Origin of the sequence: Lysinibacillus sp. NPDC098008 (genome assembly GCF_044760715.1) — a bacterium.
Classification (GTDB): Bacteria; Bacillota; Bacilli; order Bacillales_A; family Planococcaceae; genus Lysinibacillus.
This window is the reverse complement of the sequence record NZ_JBIWBA010000008.1, coordinates 71,293-90,559: the sequence shown is the minus strand read 5'-3', so window position 1 is coordinate 90,559 and position 19,267 is coordinate 71,293. Positions and strand designations below refer to the sequence as shown.

The 19,267-nt window shown below is 37.2% G+C and carries 16 protein-coding genes and 1 riboswitch; of the genes, 11 read left to right on the top strand and 5 right to left on the bottom strand.

The annotated features are described in order from the left end of the window. Positions 1–56: 56 nt before the first annotated feature. A complete protein-coding gene (locus ACIQVU_RS09775; RefSeq protein WP_340804088.1) occupies positions 57–1,538 on the bottom strand; it encodes a DASS family sodium-coupled anion symporter in 1,482 nt (493 codons plus the stop codon). 379 nt (positions 1,539–1,917) lie between these two features. Further along, a complete protein-coding gene (locus ACIQVU_RS09770; RefSeq protein ID WP_340804089.1) occupies positions 1,918–2,550 on the bottom strand; it encodes a glycerol-3-phosphate acyltransferase in 633 nt (210 codons plus the stop codon). A 156-nt stretch (positions 2,551–2,706) separates the two neighbouring features. After that, positions 2,707–2,820, top strand: a riboswitch (SAM riboswitch). Between the two features lie 116 nt (positions 2,821–2,936). Here ACIQVU_RS09770 and ACIQVU_RS09765 point away from each other — a divergent pair. From ACIQVU_RS09765 to ACIQVU_RS09755, 3 genes are all read left to right on the top strand, one after another. Beyond that, positions 2,937–4,238, top strand: coding sequence for an O-acetylhomoserine aminocarboxypropyltransferase/cysteine synthase family protein (locus ACIQVU_RS09765; protein WP_340804090.1), 1,302 nt, complete (start codon positions 2,937–2,939; stop codon positions 4,236–4,238). A 301-nt stretch (positions 4,239–4,539) separates the two neighbouring features. Further along, entirely contained in the window at positions 4,540–4,926 is a 387-nt protein-coding gene (locus ACIQVU_RS09760; protein ID WP_340804091.1) for a hypothetical protein, read from the top strand. A 437-nt stretch (positions 4,927–5,363) separates the two neighbouring features. After that, on the top strand, positions 5,364–6,350 hold the full coding sequence (locus ACIQVU_RS09755; protein ID WP_340804092.1) for a homoserine dehydrogenase: 987 nt from the start codon (positions 5,364–5,366) through the stop codon (positions 6,348–6,350). A 60-nt stretch (positions 6,351–6,410) separates the two neighbouring features. On the opposite strand, the gene ACIQVU_RS09750 is transcribed toward ACIQVU_RS09755, so the two are convergent. Next, complete coding sequence (locus tag ACIQVU_RS09750; protein WP_340804093.1) at positions 6,411–6,641, bottom strand: MerR family transcriptional regulator; 231 nt, start codon at positions 6,639–6,641, stop codon at positions 6,411–6,413. Between the two features lie 363 nt (positions 6,642–7,004). Here ACIQVU_RS09750 and ACIQVU_RS09745 point away from each other — a divergent pair, with 363 nt between their 5' ends. The 3 genes from ACIQVU_RS09745 to ACIQVU_RS09735 are packed head-to-tail and all read left to right on the top strand — an operon-like array spanning position 7,005 to position 10,041. Continuing rightward, positions 7,005–7,697: a response regulator transcription factor gene (locus ACIQVU_RS09745; protein ID WP_340804094.1), complete on the top strand. Its 693-nt coding sequence runs from the start codon at positions 7,005–7,007 to the stop codon at positions 7,695–7,697. Continuing rightward, a complete protein-coding gene (locus ACIQVU_RS09740; protein WP_402895221.1) occupies positions 7,675–7,830 on the top strand; it encodes a hypothetical protein in 156 nt (51 codons plus the stop codon). Before ACIQVU_RS09745 ends, ACIQVU_RS09740 begins: the two co-directional genes overlap by 23 nt. Positions 7,831–7,845: 15 nt before the next feature. Further along, positions 7,846–10,041: a sensor histidine kinase gene (locus tag ACIQVU_RS09735; RefSeq protein ID WP_340804095.1), complete on the top strand. Its 2,196-nt coding sequence runs from the start codon at positions 7,846–7,848 to the stop codon at positions 10,039–10,041. Between the two features lie 41 nt (positions 10,042–10,082). On the opposite strand, the gene ACIQVU_RS09730 is transcribed toward ACIQVU_RS09735, so the two are convergent. Continuing rightward, the gene (locus ACIQVU_RS09730) at positions 10,083–11,231 is read right to left on the bottom strand and encodes an acyl-CoA dehydrogenase family protein (protein ID WP_340804096.1); all 1,149 of its coding nucleotides are present in this window, start codon (positions 11,229–11,231) and stop codon (positions 10,083–10,085) included. Positions 11,232–11,458: 227 nt separating this feature from the next. Here ACIQVU_RS09730 and ACIQVU_RS09725 point away from each other — a divergent pair, with 227 nt between their 5' ends. The 4 genes from ACIQVU_RS09725 to ACIQVU_RS09710 all read left to right on the top strand — a co-directional run bounded on the left by ACIQVU_RS09725 (position 11,459) and on the right by ACIQVU_RS09710 (position 16,533). Beyond that, positions 11,459–12,538 (top strand): metallophosphoesterase, encoded by a 1,080-nt coding sequence (locus ACIQVU_RS09725; protein ID WP_340804097.1) that lies wholly within the window; start codon positions 11,459–11,461, stop codon positions 12,536–12,538. Between the two features lie 198 nt (positions 12,539–12,736). After that, entirely contained in the window at positions 12,737–13,573 is an 837-nt protein-coding gene (locus ACIQVU_RS09720; RefSeq protein ID WP_200908500.1) for an undecaprenyl-diphosphate phosphatase, read from the top strand. Positions 13,574–14,070: 497 nt separating this feature from the next. After that, complete coding sequence (locus ACIQVU_RS09715; protein ID WP_402895217.1) at positions 14,071–15,363, top strand: protoglobin domain-containing protein; 1,293 nt, start codon at positions 14,071–14,073, stop codon at positions 15,361–15,363. A 207-nt stretch (positions 15,364–15,570) separates the two neighbouring features. Next, entirely contained in the window at positions 15,571–16,533 is a 963-nt protein-coding gene (locus ACIQVU_RS09710; protein ID WP_340804099.1) for a 2-hydroxyacid dehydrogenase, read from the top strand. A gap of 44 nt (positions 16,534–16,577) precedes the next feature. Here ACIQVU_RS09710 and ACIQVU_RS09705 read toward each other — a convergent pair whose 3' ends face one another. Then, positions 16,578–17,378 (bottom strand): TIGR00266 family protein, encoded by an 801-nt coding sequence (locus ACIQVU_RS09705; RefSeq protein WP_340804100.1) that lies wholly within the window; start codon positions 17,376–17,378, stop codon positions 16,578–16,580. Positions 17,379–17,785: 407 nt separating this feature from the next. Between ACIQVU_RS09705 and ACIQVU_RS09700 the strand changes: the two genes are divergently transcribed. After that, entirely contained in the window at positions 17,786–19,264 is a 1,479-nt protein-coding gene (locus tag ACIQVU_RS09700; protein WP_402895213.1) for an aldehyde dehydrogenase family protein, read from the top strand. Positions 19,265–19,267 lie beyond the last annotated feature (3 nt).

The window sequence follows — 19,267 nt, the reverse complement described above, 5'->3', positions numbered from 1 at the left end:
CACTTATAGGAAGTTCTATAAATTATCTCATAACGTAAAATATTTATAATGAAAATCTATAGAAGTCCAATCCATTTCCAATAAGTTGCAGAGAAGAGCAAAATCAAAATAAAGCCTACAACGGTTAATGGAATACCTGATTTCAGGAAGTCTTTTGTTGTAAATGCGCCCGTACCATAGGCAAGCATATTTTGTGGTGCGCTGATTGGTAGCAGGAAGCCAAAGCTAATGACAAATTGCTGTACAATGACGAAACCAACTTGGTCAACATTCGCCGTTAATGTTGATGCTAAAACGATAAATACTGGTATAAGCGCGGATGCTAAGCTTGTTGCACTTGCAAAGCCTAAATGAATCAAAATATTAAAGAGTGTGACGAGTGCAATCGTAGCTAAAATCGGCATAGAATCTAAACCAAGTGAGCCAAACACTTTATCGGATAACCATGATGCACCTTCCGTACTTAATAAAATCGTTCCTAGCATAATACCTACCGCAAAGACAATAATTGTTCCCCAAGGAATATGAGATTCAACTTCCTTCCATGTATATACACCGATTTTTGGTAATAATAAAATAGCAATAGCAATAATTGTGACGGTTGTTGTATCAAATGGATGAAGTCTTCCTTCAGTTGCCCAAAAGAACAGTAAGATAACAGAGGTAATAATTAAACGTATTTCAGGGCCTTTTAACGGACCAAGCTCTTCAAGTTGTTTCTTGATAACCTCTTTACCACCCTCAATATTGCTTGTTTCAGGTTTAATAAGCATAATCATGACGAAAAATAGCACAACTGACATAATAACGGAGAATGGACCAGCGTAGAGCAGCCATGCCCCCCAAGAAATATTCACATTAAATTGTTCTTGAATAAAATTTAATGCAACCATATTTTGGGCTGCTGCTGTTTTGATACCAATATTCCAAATAGAAACAGCTTGTACAGAAGTAATAACAAGTAGGGCAGCGAGTCGGCTATCACGTGGTAAACCAAATGCTGCGACCATTCCGAGTAAAATAGGAACAACGGCACCAGCACGCGCTGTAGCAGAAGGGACAAAGAATGCAAGGGCTATTGATACTAGAATAGCGCCAAATACAATAGCTTTCGTTTTTGTTCCTACAAGTGAAAGAATCCAGAGAGCGAGTCGCTTATGCAAGTTGGTAAGCTGCATTGCTGCTGCTAAAAAAAGAGCTGCTGCTACTAGAGCGACTGCGGAATTACTAAAGCCACTTAATGCAAGCTTTAGAGCACCTGCTGTACCTAATTCTGTTGTAGGGTCATTAACTGTTGGCGCAAGCCCAAGTAACACAGTAACAAGTGCAATAATCATCGCTGAGCTAACAGGATATGATACAGCTTCTGTTACCCAAAGAATAACTGCGAAGGCTAGGATGGCTAGAGAGCGCTGTCCTGCTACAGGTAGCTCACCATTATTCGGCAAAAATGTAATAATAATTAGTAGGGCAAAGGCTAGCGCAATCCAGAGAGGCTTTAAATTACGTTTTGTAGCTTCTTGTTTCAGTGCTGACATATTTTCTCATCCTTTCTACACTATTATTCATAACATCGGTTAGGACAATATTTTATTAAGATAGAAAACTGTCCATTTTATTATAGAATAATCAGTATGTAAAATAATTACTTTTTAGAGCATTAAGCAGATAATAAAGAGAAAATATACGGTCATACAAAAGACAAAATAACTATGTAAGTAATTCAATGCCAGTGTATAGGGTATATTATAATTCCGATAAATATTTTTGTGGAAAAATGCTGAGCATGCTTTTATGATTACGCAGCACATTGTTAGTGAAGACAGGAGGCTGAAATTGCCAATGCCTCCATTGTTAATATTGTACCCGTTTCAAATAAATGCAATCGTAATAGTTTGTTAAATTTCTATAATAATACTATTTCTTTTTCTTAAATGCTGAGGTGACTTTAGGCTCTGTGCCTTTCACTAATCGTTTAATATTTTCAATATGTAAAATCATAGCGATGACAAAAAGCAATAGTGCGATAACAGTTGGGCCGATTCCGGGAATCCATAAATATGTGGCTGTACAAAAGACAAGATAAAACTCAAGTACACCAACAATTAAATAGTTTGTAGCAAACGATAAAATAACAAAAAGTATAAGTGCAAATAAACCAATTTTCCAATTCACAGCAAGCAAAATACCAATAATAGAGGCAGTCCCTTTACCGCCATTAAAGCCCATATAAAACGGGAAGTTATGACCTAAAATAACACCTGCAGCTATCAGGTATGTCAGCAGCCATATTTGCTCTTCTGTCAAAAATGTAGCATCCCCAAAATATAGGTGTGCACCAATAATGGCAATAACTCCTTTGCCAATATCAATGAGAGCGACTAAAACACCGTATTTCCAGCCAAGAGAAAGTGTGGCATTGGAGGCTCCAGCATTGCCATGACCAGCTTTTTTTAGGTCAACCCCCGATAAAATTTGCGCCACCTTCGAACCATGAATGCAGCCAATAAGATAGCCGACAATAAGAACAGTAATCACGGCTTTTACCATAAAAATACTCCTTTCGAATTGATTTCTAAAAATAATGTATGTGTTCATATTACGAAAAAAAGCAAACAGAAGTTTCGGAAAAAATAAAATTTATAGGTTGACAGAAAAAAACTCTATGTTTATACTGTGTAACAACGATGGAAATTGAATCACATACTCTTATCAAGAGCGGCGGAGGGACAGGCCCTATGATGCCCAGCAACCAGTGAGTGACGAACTTACTACGGTGCTAATTCCTGCAGATTCATGCTTGAATCTGGCAGATAAGGGGAGGAAAACTTGCAACTGCAACCCTCTTCTTAGCTGAAGAGGGTTTTTTGTTTTCTACAGAAAATCCTCCTCATCTCCGGTACCATCGTAAAAAAATAACCATTTGGAGGTATACAATGACAGATTTTAAACCAGAAACATTATTGTTACATGGTGGTCAAGAGCCAGACCCTGTGACAGGCACCCGTACAGTTCCTATCTATCGTTCAACAGCTTTTGTTTTTAAAGACACTGCTCATGCGCAACGTCTTTTTGCCTTAGAGGAAGCGGGGAATATTTACACACGTATTACAAACCCTACTGTAGATGTTTTTGAAAAGCGTGTAGCTTTATTGGAGGGTGGGACAGCGGCAGTAGCACTTTCATCTGGTGCAGCAGCGATTGCCTTCTCCATTTTAAACCTAGCAGGAGCTGGTGATGAAATAGTAGCAGCTAGTTCTTTATATGGTGGTACTTATAATTTATTCGCAAATACATTACCAAACTACGGTATTAAAACAATTTTTGTAGATGAAACAAACCCAGAAAATTTCCATGCAGCGATTACTGATAAAACGAAGGCTGTTTTTGCTGAAGTCTATGGTAATCCAAGCTTAAAGGTTTTAGATATTGAAGCGGTTGCTAAAATTGCTCATGACAACAGCTTGCCATTAATTATAGATAGCACATTTGCTTCTCCTTATGGCTCTACACCAATTGACTTTGGGGCAGATATTGTTGTTCATTCAGCAACAAAATGGATTGGTGGTCATGGTACAACTTTAGGTGGTGTTGTAGTAGATGCTGGTAAGTTTGACTGGACGAGTGGACGGTTCCCTGGCTTTACGGAGCCTGATGCTTCCTATCATGGACTACGTTATGGCATTGATACAGCATCCACTGCTTTTGCTACAAAGCTACGTGTACAATTGTTACGCGACTTTGGTCCAACATTGAGCCCTGACGCTGCTTTTAATTTCCTACAAGGTTTAGAAACGCTTCATTTGCGTATACCTAAACATAATGAAAATGCATTGGCAGTGGCTGAATATTTACAAAACCACCCATCTGTGGAATATGTAAATTACAATGGTCTTGAGGATTTCCCTACACATCATTTGGCGAAGAAATATTTAAGAAATGGCTTCGGTTCAGTGCTTACCTTTGGCATTAAAGGTGGACGTGAAGCAGGAAGAAAGCTTATTGATAGTGTAAAGCTATTCTCACATGTAGCGAATGTAGGAGATGCTAAATCGTTAATTATACACCCAGCATCCACGACACATCAGCAATTATCAGCAGAGGAATTGGTCCAAGCTGGCGTAGCCGAATCGCTCATTCGCTTATCTATCGGCTTAGAGGCAGTGGAAGATATTATTGCTGATTTAGAACAGGCAATTGCACAAGCAACATCAGCTGAGCAAACAATAGAAGCTTAAGCTAGAGAAGATAAAGAGCAATGTTGTAGCGTTTACGTATTTTCTCATTTGAAGTGCCTCATTTGGTAATGCGTAAAACGTTGCTGCATCAGCTATTTACCTCATTTGGTAAATTGTCAGAACTTTCTCGAAAATAAAACCTAGTATTTTTATTTGTATTATTGACTTAAATAAAACCATGCTATATACTAGGAAATAATATAAATGAGCGACACTAACTTTTTAAAGGGTAAACAGTTAAAAGTGCTGTCTAACCAGCAGCTATTTCTCTCTAAAAACTGATGATAAAGGAGTGGTTTAAATGGGTAATATTTATAGTGCACAAAATATTGCATCTTATTTTATTTATGAACTAAACGAAGGTTATATATTTGTAAACAATAAGGCCATGCAACACTTACTTGCATCAGTTGAAGAAAAATGGCAACAAGCTTTTGGTCATACAGCATTTTATGAACAAATTTGTGCACAAGAAGAAGGCTATAGCGTAAAGGAAGTTTATGAAGCTTATCAAAGTTATGGTATAAGTCATATCCCACTTCCTGCAACAGAGTATTATTTAAAATATGGTACATTCCAATTAGTTGAACGTACATATGCTGTGCCGAATTTTACAGAGAAGGAAGTCAGCCTTGTTCAACAGGTTTTAACACAATATCGCTATCAATTGCTTTCAAAAGCAGGCTAAAACTCCCCTTATATCTTTAAGCTCATTCTCTGCTGCTACAGGGAATGAGCTTTTTTAATAGGGGTCTTGTTAACACTATATTTGCGTATACTATACAATAGAAGAAAACATTTATTTGTTGTAAGTAAATAGTCAAGATTTGTTCAAATGTTATTCATATACTGTAAACACGTATAGTAAAGGGATTGAAAACGATTTCTTATGCACGTCTAGAAGAAACAAATGTCCATCCTAGAAAGATTTTTCTTGTGTGAACTATATATATGCGTTACAATTTTCTTTAAGTTAAATTTTGAATTATTTGAATTTGTAGAGTTTCTAAAATAATGGAGCTTGTACCAATATAAACAATAATTATAAGCTTTCGGTGTATATAACCTAAAAGCTAACAATAATTTTAGGAAACTGCGGAATGTAAGTTGGAGGGAATAACAGGAATGGCAACTATAAAGGCAGCGATTTTAGGATTTGGAACGGTAGGTCAAGGGATTTACCATATATTAAAAGAAAAGCGAGAAGAGCTTAAAAATAAATTAGGCATTGAATTAGAAGTAGCAAAAATTTTAGTAACAGATGCAAGTCGTGAACGTGTACCAGGGACAGCACATCTAATGACAACAAATATGGATGATGTCTTAGCTGAACCAGGTATGCAGGTTGTATTTGAAGCAATTGTTAATGAAGAGCCTGCGTATAGCTACTTAAAGCGTGCGGTTGAGCATAAATGCCATGTTATTACAGCCAACAAAGTGATGTTTGCCAAGCGAGGCTTAGAATTGCAGGCACTTGCAAAGGAAAATGGTGTTTTTGTAGGCTTTGAAGCAACTACTGCAGGTGGCGTGCCTGTTATTAAAACAATGAAAAATATTTTACTTGTCAATGATGTAAGCCGTATACAAGGAATTTTAAATGGTACATGTAACTATATTTTAACAAAGATGCGTGCACAAGGCTGTACATTTGAGGAAGCATTAAAAGAGGCACAAAGCTTAGGCTACGCGGAGGCAGACCCATATAACGATGTTTCAGGGCAGGATGCTTTTAAAAAGCTAATGATTTTAAGTGCACTGGCATTTGGGGAGCAACCTGATTGGGCAGATGTAGAGGTCATTGGTATTGATAATATTTCATCGACACAAGTCCGTGAAGCATATGAGAAGGGGATGCGCTATCGCCATGTAGCAGAGGTTGAAAAGCTGGACAATGGTAAAATTGTAGCGAAGGTAGGTCCGCAATTAGTTGATAAGGAACATCCATTATATCCAGTCGATGATGTCAATAATGCGGTTGCCTTAGACACGAATTATATCGGTACACTTACATTAATTGGCCCTGGTGCTGGCATGTATCCGACTGCTAGTGTTATGGTAGAGGATTATGCTGAAATAATTGGGAAAAGAGCTGGATTTGTTGTAACAATTTAAACTCTTTACGATAAATGGTTAGAAGCCTGCCATTCAAGCAATTGAATAGCAGGCTTTTTATTAATCTTCATCTTTTACATCAATATCCTCTGGAATAGGGGTAGAGCGCCAAATTTCAATTTCCTCTTTAATACGCTCCAATTGCTCAAAATAAGTGCTGAACTGGTCACTATTGATAAGTATTTGCTCCCCATCATAAACAGAGCGGATACGTCCCTCATATACTAAACGTATAATTTGCTCCTCAGGCATACCAAGATCAAGAGCCGTTTCTGCAACTGTTTTATACATATACTTCGCTCCTTTTACTATTTTCATTATACTGCTCATTAAAGAGAAAGCATACTAAAGTAAAAATGGTAATTGTTTGATTTTGGATAAATCTGTATTATTAATAATAACATGGTTCAACACTAAAAGATGTAATTCACACTTTTATTACTAATAGTAGTTGGCTAGTAGAAAGGAAATCAACTCAGTGCTATGATAAGGAGCCAACAATATAGAGGTCAAGACAGATAAAATTTAATTTTTATTAGCACTATTTTATAGTAGAAAAAGCCTCAGTAAAACCTTAAGAAATTCTTCATTTTTATCGTAACTGGTTTTTAAGATTTGAACAGTACACTAATATTTGAGAGTGAGGTGTATATCATGACGAAATTAACAGTTCTTGTTACAGATGACGATCAAGATATTCGTGATGGTATTGAAATCTATTTAAAAAATGAAGGTTATAATGTTATCAAGGCAGCAGATGGCGTAGAGGCGTTGGAAAAACTAAAAAATAATGAAATACATTTAATCATTTTAGATATTATGATGCCGAATATGGATGGCATTACAGCAACTTTTAAAATTAGAGAAGAACGTAATATTCCAATTATTATGCTTAGCGCAAAGGCGGAGGATGGCGATAAAATACACGGTTTATCTGTAGGAGCAGATGATTATGTGACAAAGCCATTCCATCCGTTAGAACTATTGGCACGCGTAAAATCGCAGCTACGACGCTATGTTCAACTAGGAACCTATAATGAAGGTGCAGCAAAGGTAGAAATTGATGGACTTATGCTTGATGAGGATGCAAAAGAGGTCATCTTAGAGGGAGAGCCTGTTCGACTTACGCCAATCGAATATAAAATTACAGAACTATTAATGAAAAATGCAGGGCGTGTTTTTTCGATTCGCGAAATTTATGAACGTGTTTGGAATGAGGAAGCCTACAATGCAGAAAATATTGTAGCTGTGCATATTCGAAAAATACGTGAAAAAATTGAAGCAGACCCGAAAAATCCGCGCTATTTAAAGGTGGTATGGGGTGTTGGATATAAAATGGAAAAATAAGCTGGAGAAGTATATATCAATTACAGGATTTATAGCAGGTGTTATTGGACTTATTTACTTTGGTGTGTATGCTTATCAAATCGTTAATGCTCGCTCCTCAGAGGTTTTACAATTGTTTGAAAGAATTTTTTAGGGGAGTGTTAGAGCTATGATAAAAAAATGGAAATCCCTTCTTGTGCTTATATGTTTAATTTGGACAACCTTTGGAATAGGAACTTTTATGCTTGCAGGTCATCAATATATTGGCAACTCCTATTTTGATTCGGAAAACTTCTATGGTGAGAGCGATGATTTTTTTACGAATTTAGGACCAATCATTTTAAATGCACCAAAAGCGAGTGACTTAAAAAATAAATTAGATGTTACACAAACGGAAATAGATGAGCATCGTAATTATTATGGTACGCTAGGAGAGCAAATTAATAGTATTAGGGCACAATATGAGCAGCCCATTCAGGAAGCTATCAATGCAAATGCACCCGAACTGCAAAAAAAATTAGAGGCTGAACGAGATGCTAAAGTGAAAGATATTACAACAAACTTTGAAGATGATGAACATGTTCGGAAGAAAGTGCTTGCTGCAAAGGAAGTGCTTGTTGATAAATATATAAAAGCTATACAAGAAGAGGCAAAAAATTTTAATAAGACCTATCACTTTTGGTCTTATGAATTAACAAATATAGAAACGGGTAAAACGTATCGCTTTGGGGATGTTTCAGAAAACAGTGTGTATAAAGTCGAATATACACATCAAAACCCATTACAAGCAAATAATATTAGCCCGAAACTAGAAGATATTTTTGACCGTACAGAAACATATGTGGATACAGAAACTCTTTATGAGGCAACTGAATATACAGGTACGGTGACAATTCCGAAAAAAGCAATCGCACAGTCAACAAATATGATGTGGGATGGCTATAAACAATTTCAGCAAAACCAATATATTTTTTACTTTATTTGGCTGACAAGTATTGCAACAGCTATTTTTGCTTGGATGGGCCGTAAGGATGTACTATATGTAGCGAAAAACTTGCAGAAAAAAGAAACATTAACAAAGTTTAAAATAGATATACAGCTTATTGCCCTAGTAATCACAGGTTTTGTCTATTTTTTTGCCTTCCAAATTGTTTATGAATCGATTGAATATCATTATTTATATAATTATGTGCACTATATAATTGAACTGGCTTTTCAAATAATGGTTTTCATTGCAATTGGTATAGCCTTCTTTATGCAAATCATTTGGCTGTATGCACGAATGAATACGTTAGAAAGCTTTGAAGAAAGCTTGAAATCAAGCTATTTATGGTCTTTAGGTGATTCAATTGCCGATTTATTTTTAAATCGCTCAATAGCATTGCACTCAATAGTTATGCTAGCGGCAGCCTTTTTTGGCGGAGGTAGTCTTGTTGCTACGATGATAGCGGGCGGCTACGGCTTACCATTTTTACTAATTTGTATGGTGGTAGGAGTTCCAGCATTAGTTATTTTCTTAAACAGAATGGGCTATTTAAATCGTATTATGAAGGATACGAAAGATATGGCAGAGGGTCGCTTAAATCGAGATGTAAAGGTTAGAGGTAAATCTCCACTTGCAAGACATGCAGAAAATCTGAACCATTTGCGCGAGGGTGTACGTATATCTATGCATGAGCAGGCAAAAAGTGAGCGTTTAAAAACAGAGCTTATTACAAATGTTAGCCATGATTTACGAACGCCATTAACATCTATTATTACGTATACAGACTTACTTAAAAAACCAAATATTACAGAGGAAGAGCGTCAACAATATATCCATATTCTCGATAAAAAATCAGAGCGTCTAAAAGTGTTAATTGAAGATCTTTTTGAAGTTTCTAAAATGGCAAGCGGCAATATTGAGCTTCATCGAAGTCGAGTGGATTTAACACAGCTTATCCAGCAAGCAGTAGGGGAGCATAAAGAGGATTTAAACCAGTCACGTTTAGATTTACGCATGACGATGGCACACGATCCAATTTATGCATATGTGGATGGTCAAAAATGGTGGCGACTAATTGATAATTTAATTGTCAATGTCTTGAAATATGCATTAGAGGGTACACGTGTCTATGTAACATTAAAGCGTACAGTAGATGGCGATGCTGAATTTACAGTAAAAAATGTTGCTAAATATGAAATTGACGAGGATGCTGAGGAGCTATTTGAGCGTTTTAAACGTGCAGATGCTTCACGTCATACAGAGGGCTCAGGTCTTGGGTTAGCTATTGCACAATCCATTGTTGACCTACATGGAGCCCGCATGAACATCGAGGTAGATGGTGATTTGTTTAAAGTAATTGTACGAATTCCAGCTGTATAGCAAAAAGATGGTGGCACAGAAACATGCCACCATCTTTTTTCTTATAGGCCTAAATTTTTGGCAATAATCATTTTCATTACTTCGTTTGTGCCAGCATAGATCGACATAACAGGTATATCTCGATACCTTCTAGCAATTTTATATTCCTCCATATAACCATAGCCGCCGTGTAATTGCATACATTGAGTGGCGAGCTCACGTGCGTTTTCTGTGATCCAATATTTAGCCATGGATACCTTGGTTACAACATCCTTACCTGCGATATGCTCTTCAATTAAGGTTTCTAAAAACGATTTGCCAAGCTCAATTTTCGTTGCCATTTCAGCTATTTTAAACTGTGTATTTTGGAAGTCACCAATGGCTTTACCAAATGCTTGTCGTGATTTTACATAGTCTAGCGTTAAAGTGAGCATATCCTCTGCGGCTGTTTGTGCGGCAATAGCTACAGCTAATCGCTCCTGCTGTAACTTTTCCATCATATAGACAAAGCCTTTACCTTCCTCTCCAAGAAGGTTTTGAACGGGAACCCTACAATCCTCAAAATAAAGCTCTGCTGTATCCTGTGCATGCATCCCCACTTTTTCAAGCTGCCGACCTTTTGTAAAGCCAGGTGTATCTCCTTCAATAACAAGTAGGCTAATGCCACGATGCTTTTTCTCAGCATATGGGTCTGTTTTGACAGCAACAACGACTAAATTAGTATGAATACCATTTGTAATAAAGGTTTTTTGACCATTCACAATATAATGGTCGCCATCACGAATCGCTGTTGTTTGAATATTTGCCAAGTCCGAGCCAGTGCCAGGCTCAGTCATGGCAATTGCCGTTATATACTCACCTGTTACACATTTAGGCAACCAGCGAGTTTTTTGTTCATGTATACCATATGCCTCAATATAGGGAACAACAATATCATTATGCAAACCGACCCCAATAAGACTTGAGCCTATACGTTCAAGCTCCTCCTGAATAATAACCCCAAAGCTAAAATCAAGTCCTAGTCCACCATATTGCTCTTCTACTTGTGGACAAAGATAGCCCATATCGCCAAGCTTGCGCCAAAATGACAGTGGAATAAGGTGTTCCTTTTCCCATTGTGTATAATGAGGCTCGGCTTCCTCTGTTAAAAACTTACGAAAGGTTTTACGAAATAGCTCATGCTCTGTTGTTTCAAATTTATAGCGTGTCATATGAAATAGCACCCCTTTTTGCTCGTAAATGCGTAAATTTTCTCTTACATTTATTATGTTACTGAAGGACATGTGAAAATTAAAGTGCTTTTAGTGCTGAAATAATAAATTTGTTATTGCTATACATTAATATAGTGAAAATCTAGCAATAAGCTCTCATATTCATAGCTTGATGAAGTATCGTGATATAATCGACTAAATAATAAAGGAAAGTAGAGGACGAAGATATGCCAAAAGTAATTGGTGGTATACTTTTAATTAGTATTTATAGTGCGCTGACCTTCTATATTGGCTGGGGTTTAAAGCAATGGCTAGTAGCAATGGGGTGGTTTCGCCTTCCAGTATTATTTTGGTTAGTGCTGTATATAATTGCCTTTAGTATTATTATAGGGAGGCTACATGAATCTTTACAGTTCTTTTCAGTTATTAGTAATTACTGGATGTTTGTTTTTGAATATGGTTTATTGTTATGTGTAGCTGCACAATTAATTATTTGGCTAACACCCTTTAAAAATGTACAAATAATTGGTAGTATAGCAATTGCTGTACTCTTTGTGTTAGGAGTTATTGGCTCTTATTTAGCCTATTCTCCAGTGGTGCGCCATTTAGAGGTTGCTGTAGATAAAAAGGATAGTGAACTAACATCATTAAGGGTTGTTGTGGCATCGGATTTTCACTTAGGTGTTTTATCACATAAACGACATTTGCAACGCTTTGTCGATCTTACGAATGAAGCCAATCCAGATATTATTTTATTAGCGGGCGATATTGTGGATGATGACCCAAAATGGTTTGTACAAGAGGGCATGGCGGATGTCATCAAGCAATTAAAATCTACATATGGCACGTATGGTATACTTGGCAACCATGAATATTATGGTAAAAAAATTCCCGAGTTTATAAAAGAAATGGAAAATGCTAATGTAAAAATATTATTAGATGAAACAATTCGTATAGCAGATGCGTTTATATTAACAGGTCAAGAGGATAAAACAAATACAGATCGGAAGCCACTAGATGATTTACAGCCTTCAGCTAACCTACCATGGCTTGTAATGAATCATACACCTGATGATTTGGTAACACCTGCAAAGCTGGGTGTTGATTTTCATGTGTCAGGACATACACATAAAGGGCAGCTTTGGCCAAATCAATATATAACAGCACGCGTATTTGAGCTGGATTATGGTTATAAGTTGAAGGAGCAGATGCATACACTTGTGTCATCAGGCTACGGCTTCTGGGGTCCACCTATGCGTATTGGTAGTAGGTCTGAGCTTTGGGTAGTGGATATAAAGTTTCAGTAGTAGCTAAAATGTATTATTTTATCCTGGTTCAGCAAACATTGTTATAGATTTTGGAGAGGAGCTTTTCGAGTGCACTCGAAAAAATCCGAACGCGAAGCATCAGATATTTTACGTACCGAAAGCATTAGCGACAGGTACAATTACGCTGGGATGTAATTGATAATAGGTGAGTAATTTTATGAATAAAGGTAAGGTGACATGGTGGATATTATAGAGTTATTAAAAGCATTGATTTTAGGCTTTGTTGAAGGAATGACAGAATTTGCGCCTGTATCTTCAACGGGTCATATGATTATCGTCGACGATATGTGGTTAAAGACAGAGGAGTTTTTAGGGAAGTATCCTGCCAATACATTTAAAATTGTTGTACAGCTTGGCTCCATTTTAGCAGTTATCGTTGTGATGTGGAAACGTATACTAAGCCTCGTTGGATTATATAATATCGATGGTCAATCTAAATCAATGACCAATCGTTTTAACTTAGCGCATGTAATTGTTGGGATGCTACCAGCCGTTGTATTAGGATTTGCCTTCAAGGATTTTATTGATGATCATCTTTTTAAAGTAGAGCATGTTGTATATGCATTAGTTGCAGGAGCTATTTTAATGATTGCCGCAGATAAATTAGCGCCACGTAAGCCAAAAATAGATTCTTTAGATAAAATCTCTTATGGCTTAGCCTTTAAAGTAGGCTTAGTGCAATGTTTATCTTTATGGCCAGGTTTCTCACGCTCAGGTGCTACAATTTCAGGCGGGGTACTATTTGGTATGAGCCACCGTGTTGCAGCTGATTTTACATTTATTATGGCTGTACCGATTATGGCAGGGGCAAGCTTAGTATCTGTTTTGAAAAACTGGGATACTTTGTCAATGGACTATTTTGGCTTCTATGCTGTCGGATTTATTAGTTCATTTGTCTTTGCATTATTATCGATCAAATTTTTCTTAGCACTTATTTCAAAAGTAAAGTTAATGCCTTTTGCTATCTATCGTTTAGTGTTAGCAGCAGTGCTTTGCGTTATTATTTTTATGTAAAGGAAAGCCACTCTTCTTGTAAAGGAAGCAGTGGCTTTTTGTTTTGACTTAAAAAATATGTATCAGACTACTATAGCTACCATATTATAAATAAGTATTAGAAAGCTCCGTTCTCTGTAATGGCACGGAAATAATTAATCATTGTGAATAAATAATATAAAGCTACAAACATGTTGATTAGATGTACCGCTTCAATTTGAAGTCGCCACCATTCATTTCAATCAATAGGGAATGCCTTTTAAACAGTGCTTTTCCTATAAAATCCGCTTATTATTTACATAATGAACATACCTAATAAAGCTCAGTAGGTATAAAGAATTGTTTTTGGGTAATATGATGAAAAATCTATTAATATCATACATTATTTACCTATATATTGTTCGTTTAGCGAATTTAAGATTATAATTGGTATATAAAGTACCATTTTATTTTTGTCTTTTAATGGAATTTAGGAGGATGGGATTAGTACGTATAGATTATAATATGAGGTGGAGAAAATGTTCCAAATTGTAAATAGGTCGAAGAAAAATACAATTGAAATTAGTAACGATACAAATATAGGTATTTTTATTGAAGATCAAGAACGCTTATTACAATTAAGACTTATAGGTTTGAATGTCCATGATCTACAGTTGATTAAAAGTTTAAAGCTATATGTGGAACGCAATGTTGCAGATATAGTGGCGGCATTTTATCGCGTTATTGAAGGTGTGCCAACACTGCAACAGGTTATTCAAACAAATAGCTCCAGTGAGCGATTGCGTCAAACATTACGCCATCATATTATTGAAATGTTTGAAGGGCGAATTGATGAAGCATTTTTAGAAAAGCGACGACAGGTGGCAAAAATGCATGTCAGGATTAATTTATATCCAAAATGGTATTTAGCCGCCTTTCAAATTCTTGAAAAATCATTAAGAAAAATTGTGTATGGGCTTCAATTATCAAAGGGTGAGGAAGAGAAGTTTTGTGATGCTATCAGTAAAATTTGTAATTTTGAGCAGCAAATTGTGCTAGAGGAATATGATCACTATGCTAGTACATTAATTGAAGAGCAGCGCAATCATGTTATTGAGCATGTAAAAGAGGTGATAGGCGGTATTTCTACACAATTAGAGAGTCAATCCCAAAATACATCTGAAACAGTATCAGAGCTTGTTTTTAGTGCAAAAAAAGTTAATGATTTTTTGACAAATAGTATCCATGAAGCAGAATCGATGCAAAAAGTTTCAAGTGATGGGTATGCTAAAATTGTGCTAATCAATGAGCAAACAGGTGAAATTCACCATAAGACGGTTGAAATGGCTAATATGGTGGAGCAGTTAAACAATTCTTCCTCAAAAATTAATGCGGTTGTGGAAATTGTGAAAAATATTTCAGGACAAACCAATTTACTCGCATTAAACTCTGCCATTGAAGCGGCACGTGCAGGTGAGCATGGTAAGGGCTTTGCAGTTGTGGCAAATGAAGTGCGCAAGCTTGCAGATCAAACAAAAAGGTCTGTTGAGCAAATTGCTGAGCTTATTATGATGTCTAACGGTATTACGATGCAAGTTGTGCAAGCTATTCAAGATATACAGCAGCTCGTGCATAATAGTATTGAGCGTAATGCTGAGTCTTTAAAAGCTTTTGATGCAATTTCCGGCTCTGTTGAAGATTCCATTGCTAATTTCCAAAATGTAGGGAAACAAATTTCGGAATTAGCAAAAATTATTGAATCTATAGGTGTATCCTCAGAAGAATTAGAAAGGGTAGCCAATCGTTTAAATACAACCATTAAAGAATTTTAGGCTATGCATAAAATCTATGCATAGTTTTTTGATGCCTAAGTTTAGGATAAAACTATCTATTTCATGGATAAATAAAGAAATAGACGGATAAAATCGATAATTGTTCAAAGGAGCAAGCATGTATCAATCGATATAGACTAGAAAATGCTTGTTGTAAGTGTTACGCTATAGGCGAATTAGGGAATTGACTAGAGGAGTGTTTCAATCATGAAGAAGAAACTATTTATAACACGCAAATTTCCTGCACATATTGTAGAGCCTCTACAGGAATATTATGAAATTTCGCAGTGGGACGAGGAGGAAATTGTGATTCCGCGTGACCAATTGCTAGCGGCTGTGGCAGATTGCGAAGTGCTATGGGTAACGCTTGCAGATCAAGTAGATGAGGAGCTGCTTGCACATGCACCAAATTTAAAATTAGTGACGAACTTAGCAGTTGGCTATAACAATATAGATGTGCAGGCATTGCGCAAGCGAGGCGTGATGGCGACAAATACACCAGGTGTATTAACAAATACGACTGCGGATTTAGTGATGGGCTTATTGCTAGCAACAGCACGTCGAATTCCAGAAAGTGAACGCTATTTACGTGATGGCAAGTGGAAAAGTTGGTATCCAATGCAGCTAGTTGGCAAGGATGTATCTGGTGCTACGATAGGAATTATTGGTATGGGGCGTATCGGACAGGCTGTTGCTAGGCGGGCGAAGGGCTTCGATATGAGAGTTTTGTATAATAATCGAAGACGTCGCCACGAAGCAGAAGAAATGTACGGTTTTCGCTATGCATCGCTAGAAGAGCTTTTAAAGCAATCAGATTTTGTTGTAATTATGACGCCATATAATAATGATACAGAGGGGCTTATTGGTGCTGAAGAACTGGCGATAATGAAGGATGATGCGGTGATTATTAATGCTTCACGTGGCGGTATTATTGATGAAATGGCATTGTATGAAACATTAAAAAGCGGCAAACTATGGGCTGCGGGATTAGATGTATTTGAGCATGAACCAATAGCTATGGATCATCCTTTATTAACATTGCCAAATGTTGTAGCACTGCCACATATCGGTAGCGCATCTTTAGAAACAAGAACAGCAATGCTTATGTTAAATGTCAAGGAGCTTACGGCTTATGGACAGGGCAAAGCTGTAACAAATCGAATAGATTAAAAAAGAGGAGCATATCATCACTACTTGGATATGCTCCATGTACTTTATTTGTTAAATAAATCAAATAAACCGCCAATACCGCCTTCACCTTTCGATTGACCACCACCGCCCTGTGAAATAGGCGCTGCTGCAAAGACACGGCTTGCTAGACGGCTAAATGGTAATGATTGCACCCAAACTGTACCTGGACCACGTAATGTAGCGAAGAAGATACCTTCTCCACCAAATAGTGCTGTTTTTACGCCTCCAACGAGCTCGATATTGTAGTCTACGCTGGCAGTCATCGCTACTAAGCAACCAGTGTCCACACGTAAAACTTCCCCAGGCTGCAATGTTTTTTCATGCATAGTACCACCTGCATGGACAAATGCCATACCATCCCCCTCAAGCTTTTGCATAATAAAGCCTTCTCCACCAAAGAAACCAGTGCCGATTTTTTTCTGGAACTCAACACCAATAGAAACTCCTTTAGCAGCTGCTAGAAAGGCATCCTTTTGACAAATAATTTTGCCATTTAATCGACTTAAATCCATTGGAATAATTTTCCCTGGGTAAGGTGAAGCAAAATAAACATGCTTTTTACCTGAGCCAACGTTTGTAAATGTCGTCATAAATAAGCTCTCACCTGTAATCAGTCGTTTACCAGCGCCTAATAATTTCCCCATTATTCCACTTTGTGAGCCGCCTCTTGAGCCATCACCAAAAATCGTTTCCATATGGATGGCATCATCCATCATCATTAAAGCACCTGCTTCTGCAACAACTGTTTCTTGAGGGTCAAGCTCCACTTGCACATATTGCATGTCGTCACCAAACAACTTATAGTCAATCTCATGATTATTCATAAAGGGCTTCCTCCAATAATAAATTTATTGATATTATATACGGCAATTGGTGAAATTAGTTTCAATAGAAAATTAAATATTTTAGAAAAAAAGGGAATTAGGTAGAAAATGTCGAATATAAAAACTAGAATGTGTATGATTTATTTTCATTTAACAAAGGGTATGGTGAATATACATAACCTTAAACAGCTATTTCTTTGCATAAAAGAGTAAGGCTAGTTAGGTGAAAATAAAGCCTCTGGCAGTTATCGCTGATATTGGCTTTGAAGTATTACAAAGGTATAATGTATCCTTAAAATTCGGAATTTTGCCATATTTGGTTCTAACGAAAGTTATACATTCTGTATCTATGGAATACGATTGGTCGATAGCCGAGGCATCATAGAGTATTTCAGGGGGTGTGTGTAGTGGAGATAAAAAACTATATCGGTGGTAAGTGGAAAACACATTCGCAATTACAAAGTATAGCAGTGATGAACCCTGCAAATGGAGAGCAGCTAGCCACCATACCTCGTTCAACAGCAAGCGAAGTAGATGAGGCTGTAGCTGTTGCCAAACAAGCACAAAAAAGCTGGGCACTCGTACCAGCGCCAAAGCGTGCAGATTATTTATATGCCATCGGTCAAAAAATGAAAGAGCGAAAGGAATATTTGGCGACCGTTTTAACAAAAGAGATGGGCAAGGTTATTGAAGAGGCTAGAGGAGAGGTGCAAGAGGGCATCGATATGGCCTATTATATGGCTGGTGAGGGTCGAAGGCTGTTTGGCGAAACGACACCATCTGAGCTTGCTAACAAGTTTGCGATGAGCGTAAGGGCTCCTATTGGTGTTGTCGCACTTATCACTCCTTGGAATTTTCCTGTTGCGATTGCAACATGGAAGTCATTTCCCGCAATTGTTGCAGGAAATACATTTGTTTGGAAGCCATCAAATGAAACCCCAATGATGGCTTATGAAATGGGTAAGATTTTTGGGGAAGTAGGCTTACCAGATGGTGTAGCGAATATTGTATTTGGTACAGGGCCTACAGTAGGTACAGCATTAATTGAACATCCCGATGTAAAGGTTATTTCTTTTACAGGTTCTACAACAACAGGTAGTAAAGTAGCGGAGCTCGGCGGTAAGCATTTGAAAAAGGTTTCGTTAGAAATGGGTGGGAAAAATGCTGTTATCGTCATGGATGATGCCGATTTACAGCTCGCTACAGAAGGGATTTTATGGAGTGCATTTGGTACAGCTGGACAAAGATGTACGGCATGTAGTCGGGTAATTGTGCATAAAGATGTAAAAGAGCAATTGGAACAACGCCTCTTGGAGGAAATGCAAAAGCTAACCATTGGGGATGGCTTAGATGAAAGCGTTAAAATTGGACCGGTGATTAATAAAGCAGCATTAGAAAAAATTAATCACTATGTACAAATAGGTAAACAAGAGGGAGCTACATTATTAGCAGGCGGCAACATATTAAATGAGCCACCGTATCATAAAGGGTTTTATTATGAACCAACATTGTTTACAAATGTGAAGCCCGACATGATTATTGCTCAAGAGGAAATCTTTGGTCCAGTCGTTTCACTAATTGAAGTAGCTAGTTTAGAAGAAGCAATTGCAGTAAATAATGGCGTGAAATTTGGCTTATCTAGCTCAATTTTCTCACAGGATGTAAATACAATTTTCCGCGCGCAACGTGATTTAGATACGGGTATTGTTTATGTAAATGCCGGTACAACTGGTGCTGAAATTCATTTACCATTCGGTGGTACAAAAGGAACAGGAAATGGACACCGTGACTCAGGTGTTGCCGCTCTGGATGTATATACGGAATGGAAGAGCATTTATGTAGACTACAGCGGTAAATTACAAAGAGCACAAATCGATACAGAATAACAG

What these genes read in the sequence shown, in the direction of transcription:
- ACIQVU_RS09775 (WP_340804088.1), bottom strand. Translation starts at nt 1,538, where the DNA reads ATGTCAGCACTGAAACAAGAAGCTACAAAACGTAATTTAAAGCCTCTC.
- ACIQVU_RS09770 (WP_340804089.1), bottom strand. Translation starts at nt 2,550, where the DNA reads ATGGTAAAAGCCGTGATTACTGTTCTTATTGTCGGCTATCTTATTGGC.
- ACIQVU_RS09765 (WP_340804090.1), top strand. Translation starts at nt 2,937, where the DNA reads ATGACAGATTTTAAACCAGAAACATTATTGTTACATGGTGGTCAAGAG.
- ACIQVU_RS09760 (WP_340804091.1), top strand. Translation starts at nt 4,540, where the DNA reads ATGGGTAATATTTATAGTGCACAAAATATTGCATCTTATTTTATTTAT.
- ACIQVU_RS09755 (WP_340804092.1), top strand. Translation starts at nt 5,364, where the DNA reads ATGGCAACTATAAAGGCAGCGATTTTAGGATTTGGAACGGTAGGTCAA.
- ACIQVU_RS09750 (WP_340804093.1), bottom strand. Translation starts at nt 6,641, where the DNA reads ATGTATAAAACAGTTGCAGAAACGGCTCTTGATCTTGGTATGCCTGAG.
- ACIQVU_RS09745 (WP_340804094.1), top strand. Translation starts at nt 7,005, where the DNA reads ATGACGAAATTAACAGTTCTTGTTACAGATGACGATCAAGATATTCGT.
- ACIQVU_RS09735 (WP_340804095.1), top strand. Translation starts at nt 7,846, where the DNA reads ATGATAAAAAAATGGAAATCCCTTCTTGTGCTTATATGTTTAATTTGG.
- ACIQVU_RS09730 (WP_340804096.1), bottom strand. Translation starts at nt 11,231, where the DNA reads ATGACACGCTATAAATTTGAAACAACAGAGCATGAGCTATTTCGTAAA.
- ACIQVU_RS09725 (WP_340804097.1), top strand. Translation starts at nt 11,459, where the DNA reads ATGCCAAAAGTAATTGGTGGTATACTTTTAATTAGTATTTATAGTGCG.
- ACIQVU_RS09720 (WP_200908500.1), top strand. Translation starts at nt 12,737, where the DNA reads ATGGTGGATATTATAGAGTTATTAAAAGCATTGATTTTAGGCTTTGTT.
- ACIQVU_RS09715 (WP_402895217.1), top strand. Translation starts at nt 14,071, where the DNA reads ATGTTCCAAATTGTAAATAGGTCGAAGAAAAATACAATTGAAATTAGT.
- ACIQVU_RS09710 (WP_340804099.1), top strand. Translation starts at nt 15,571, where the DNA reads ATGAAGAAGAAACTATTTATAACACGCAAATTTCCTGCACATATTGTA.
- ACIQVU_RS09705 (WP_340804100.1), bottom strand. Translation starts at nt 17,378, where the DNA reads ATGAATAATCATGAGATTGACTATAAGTTGTTTGGTGACGACATGCAA.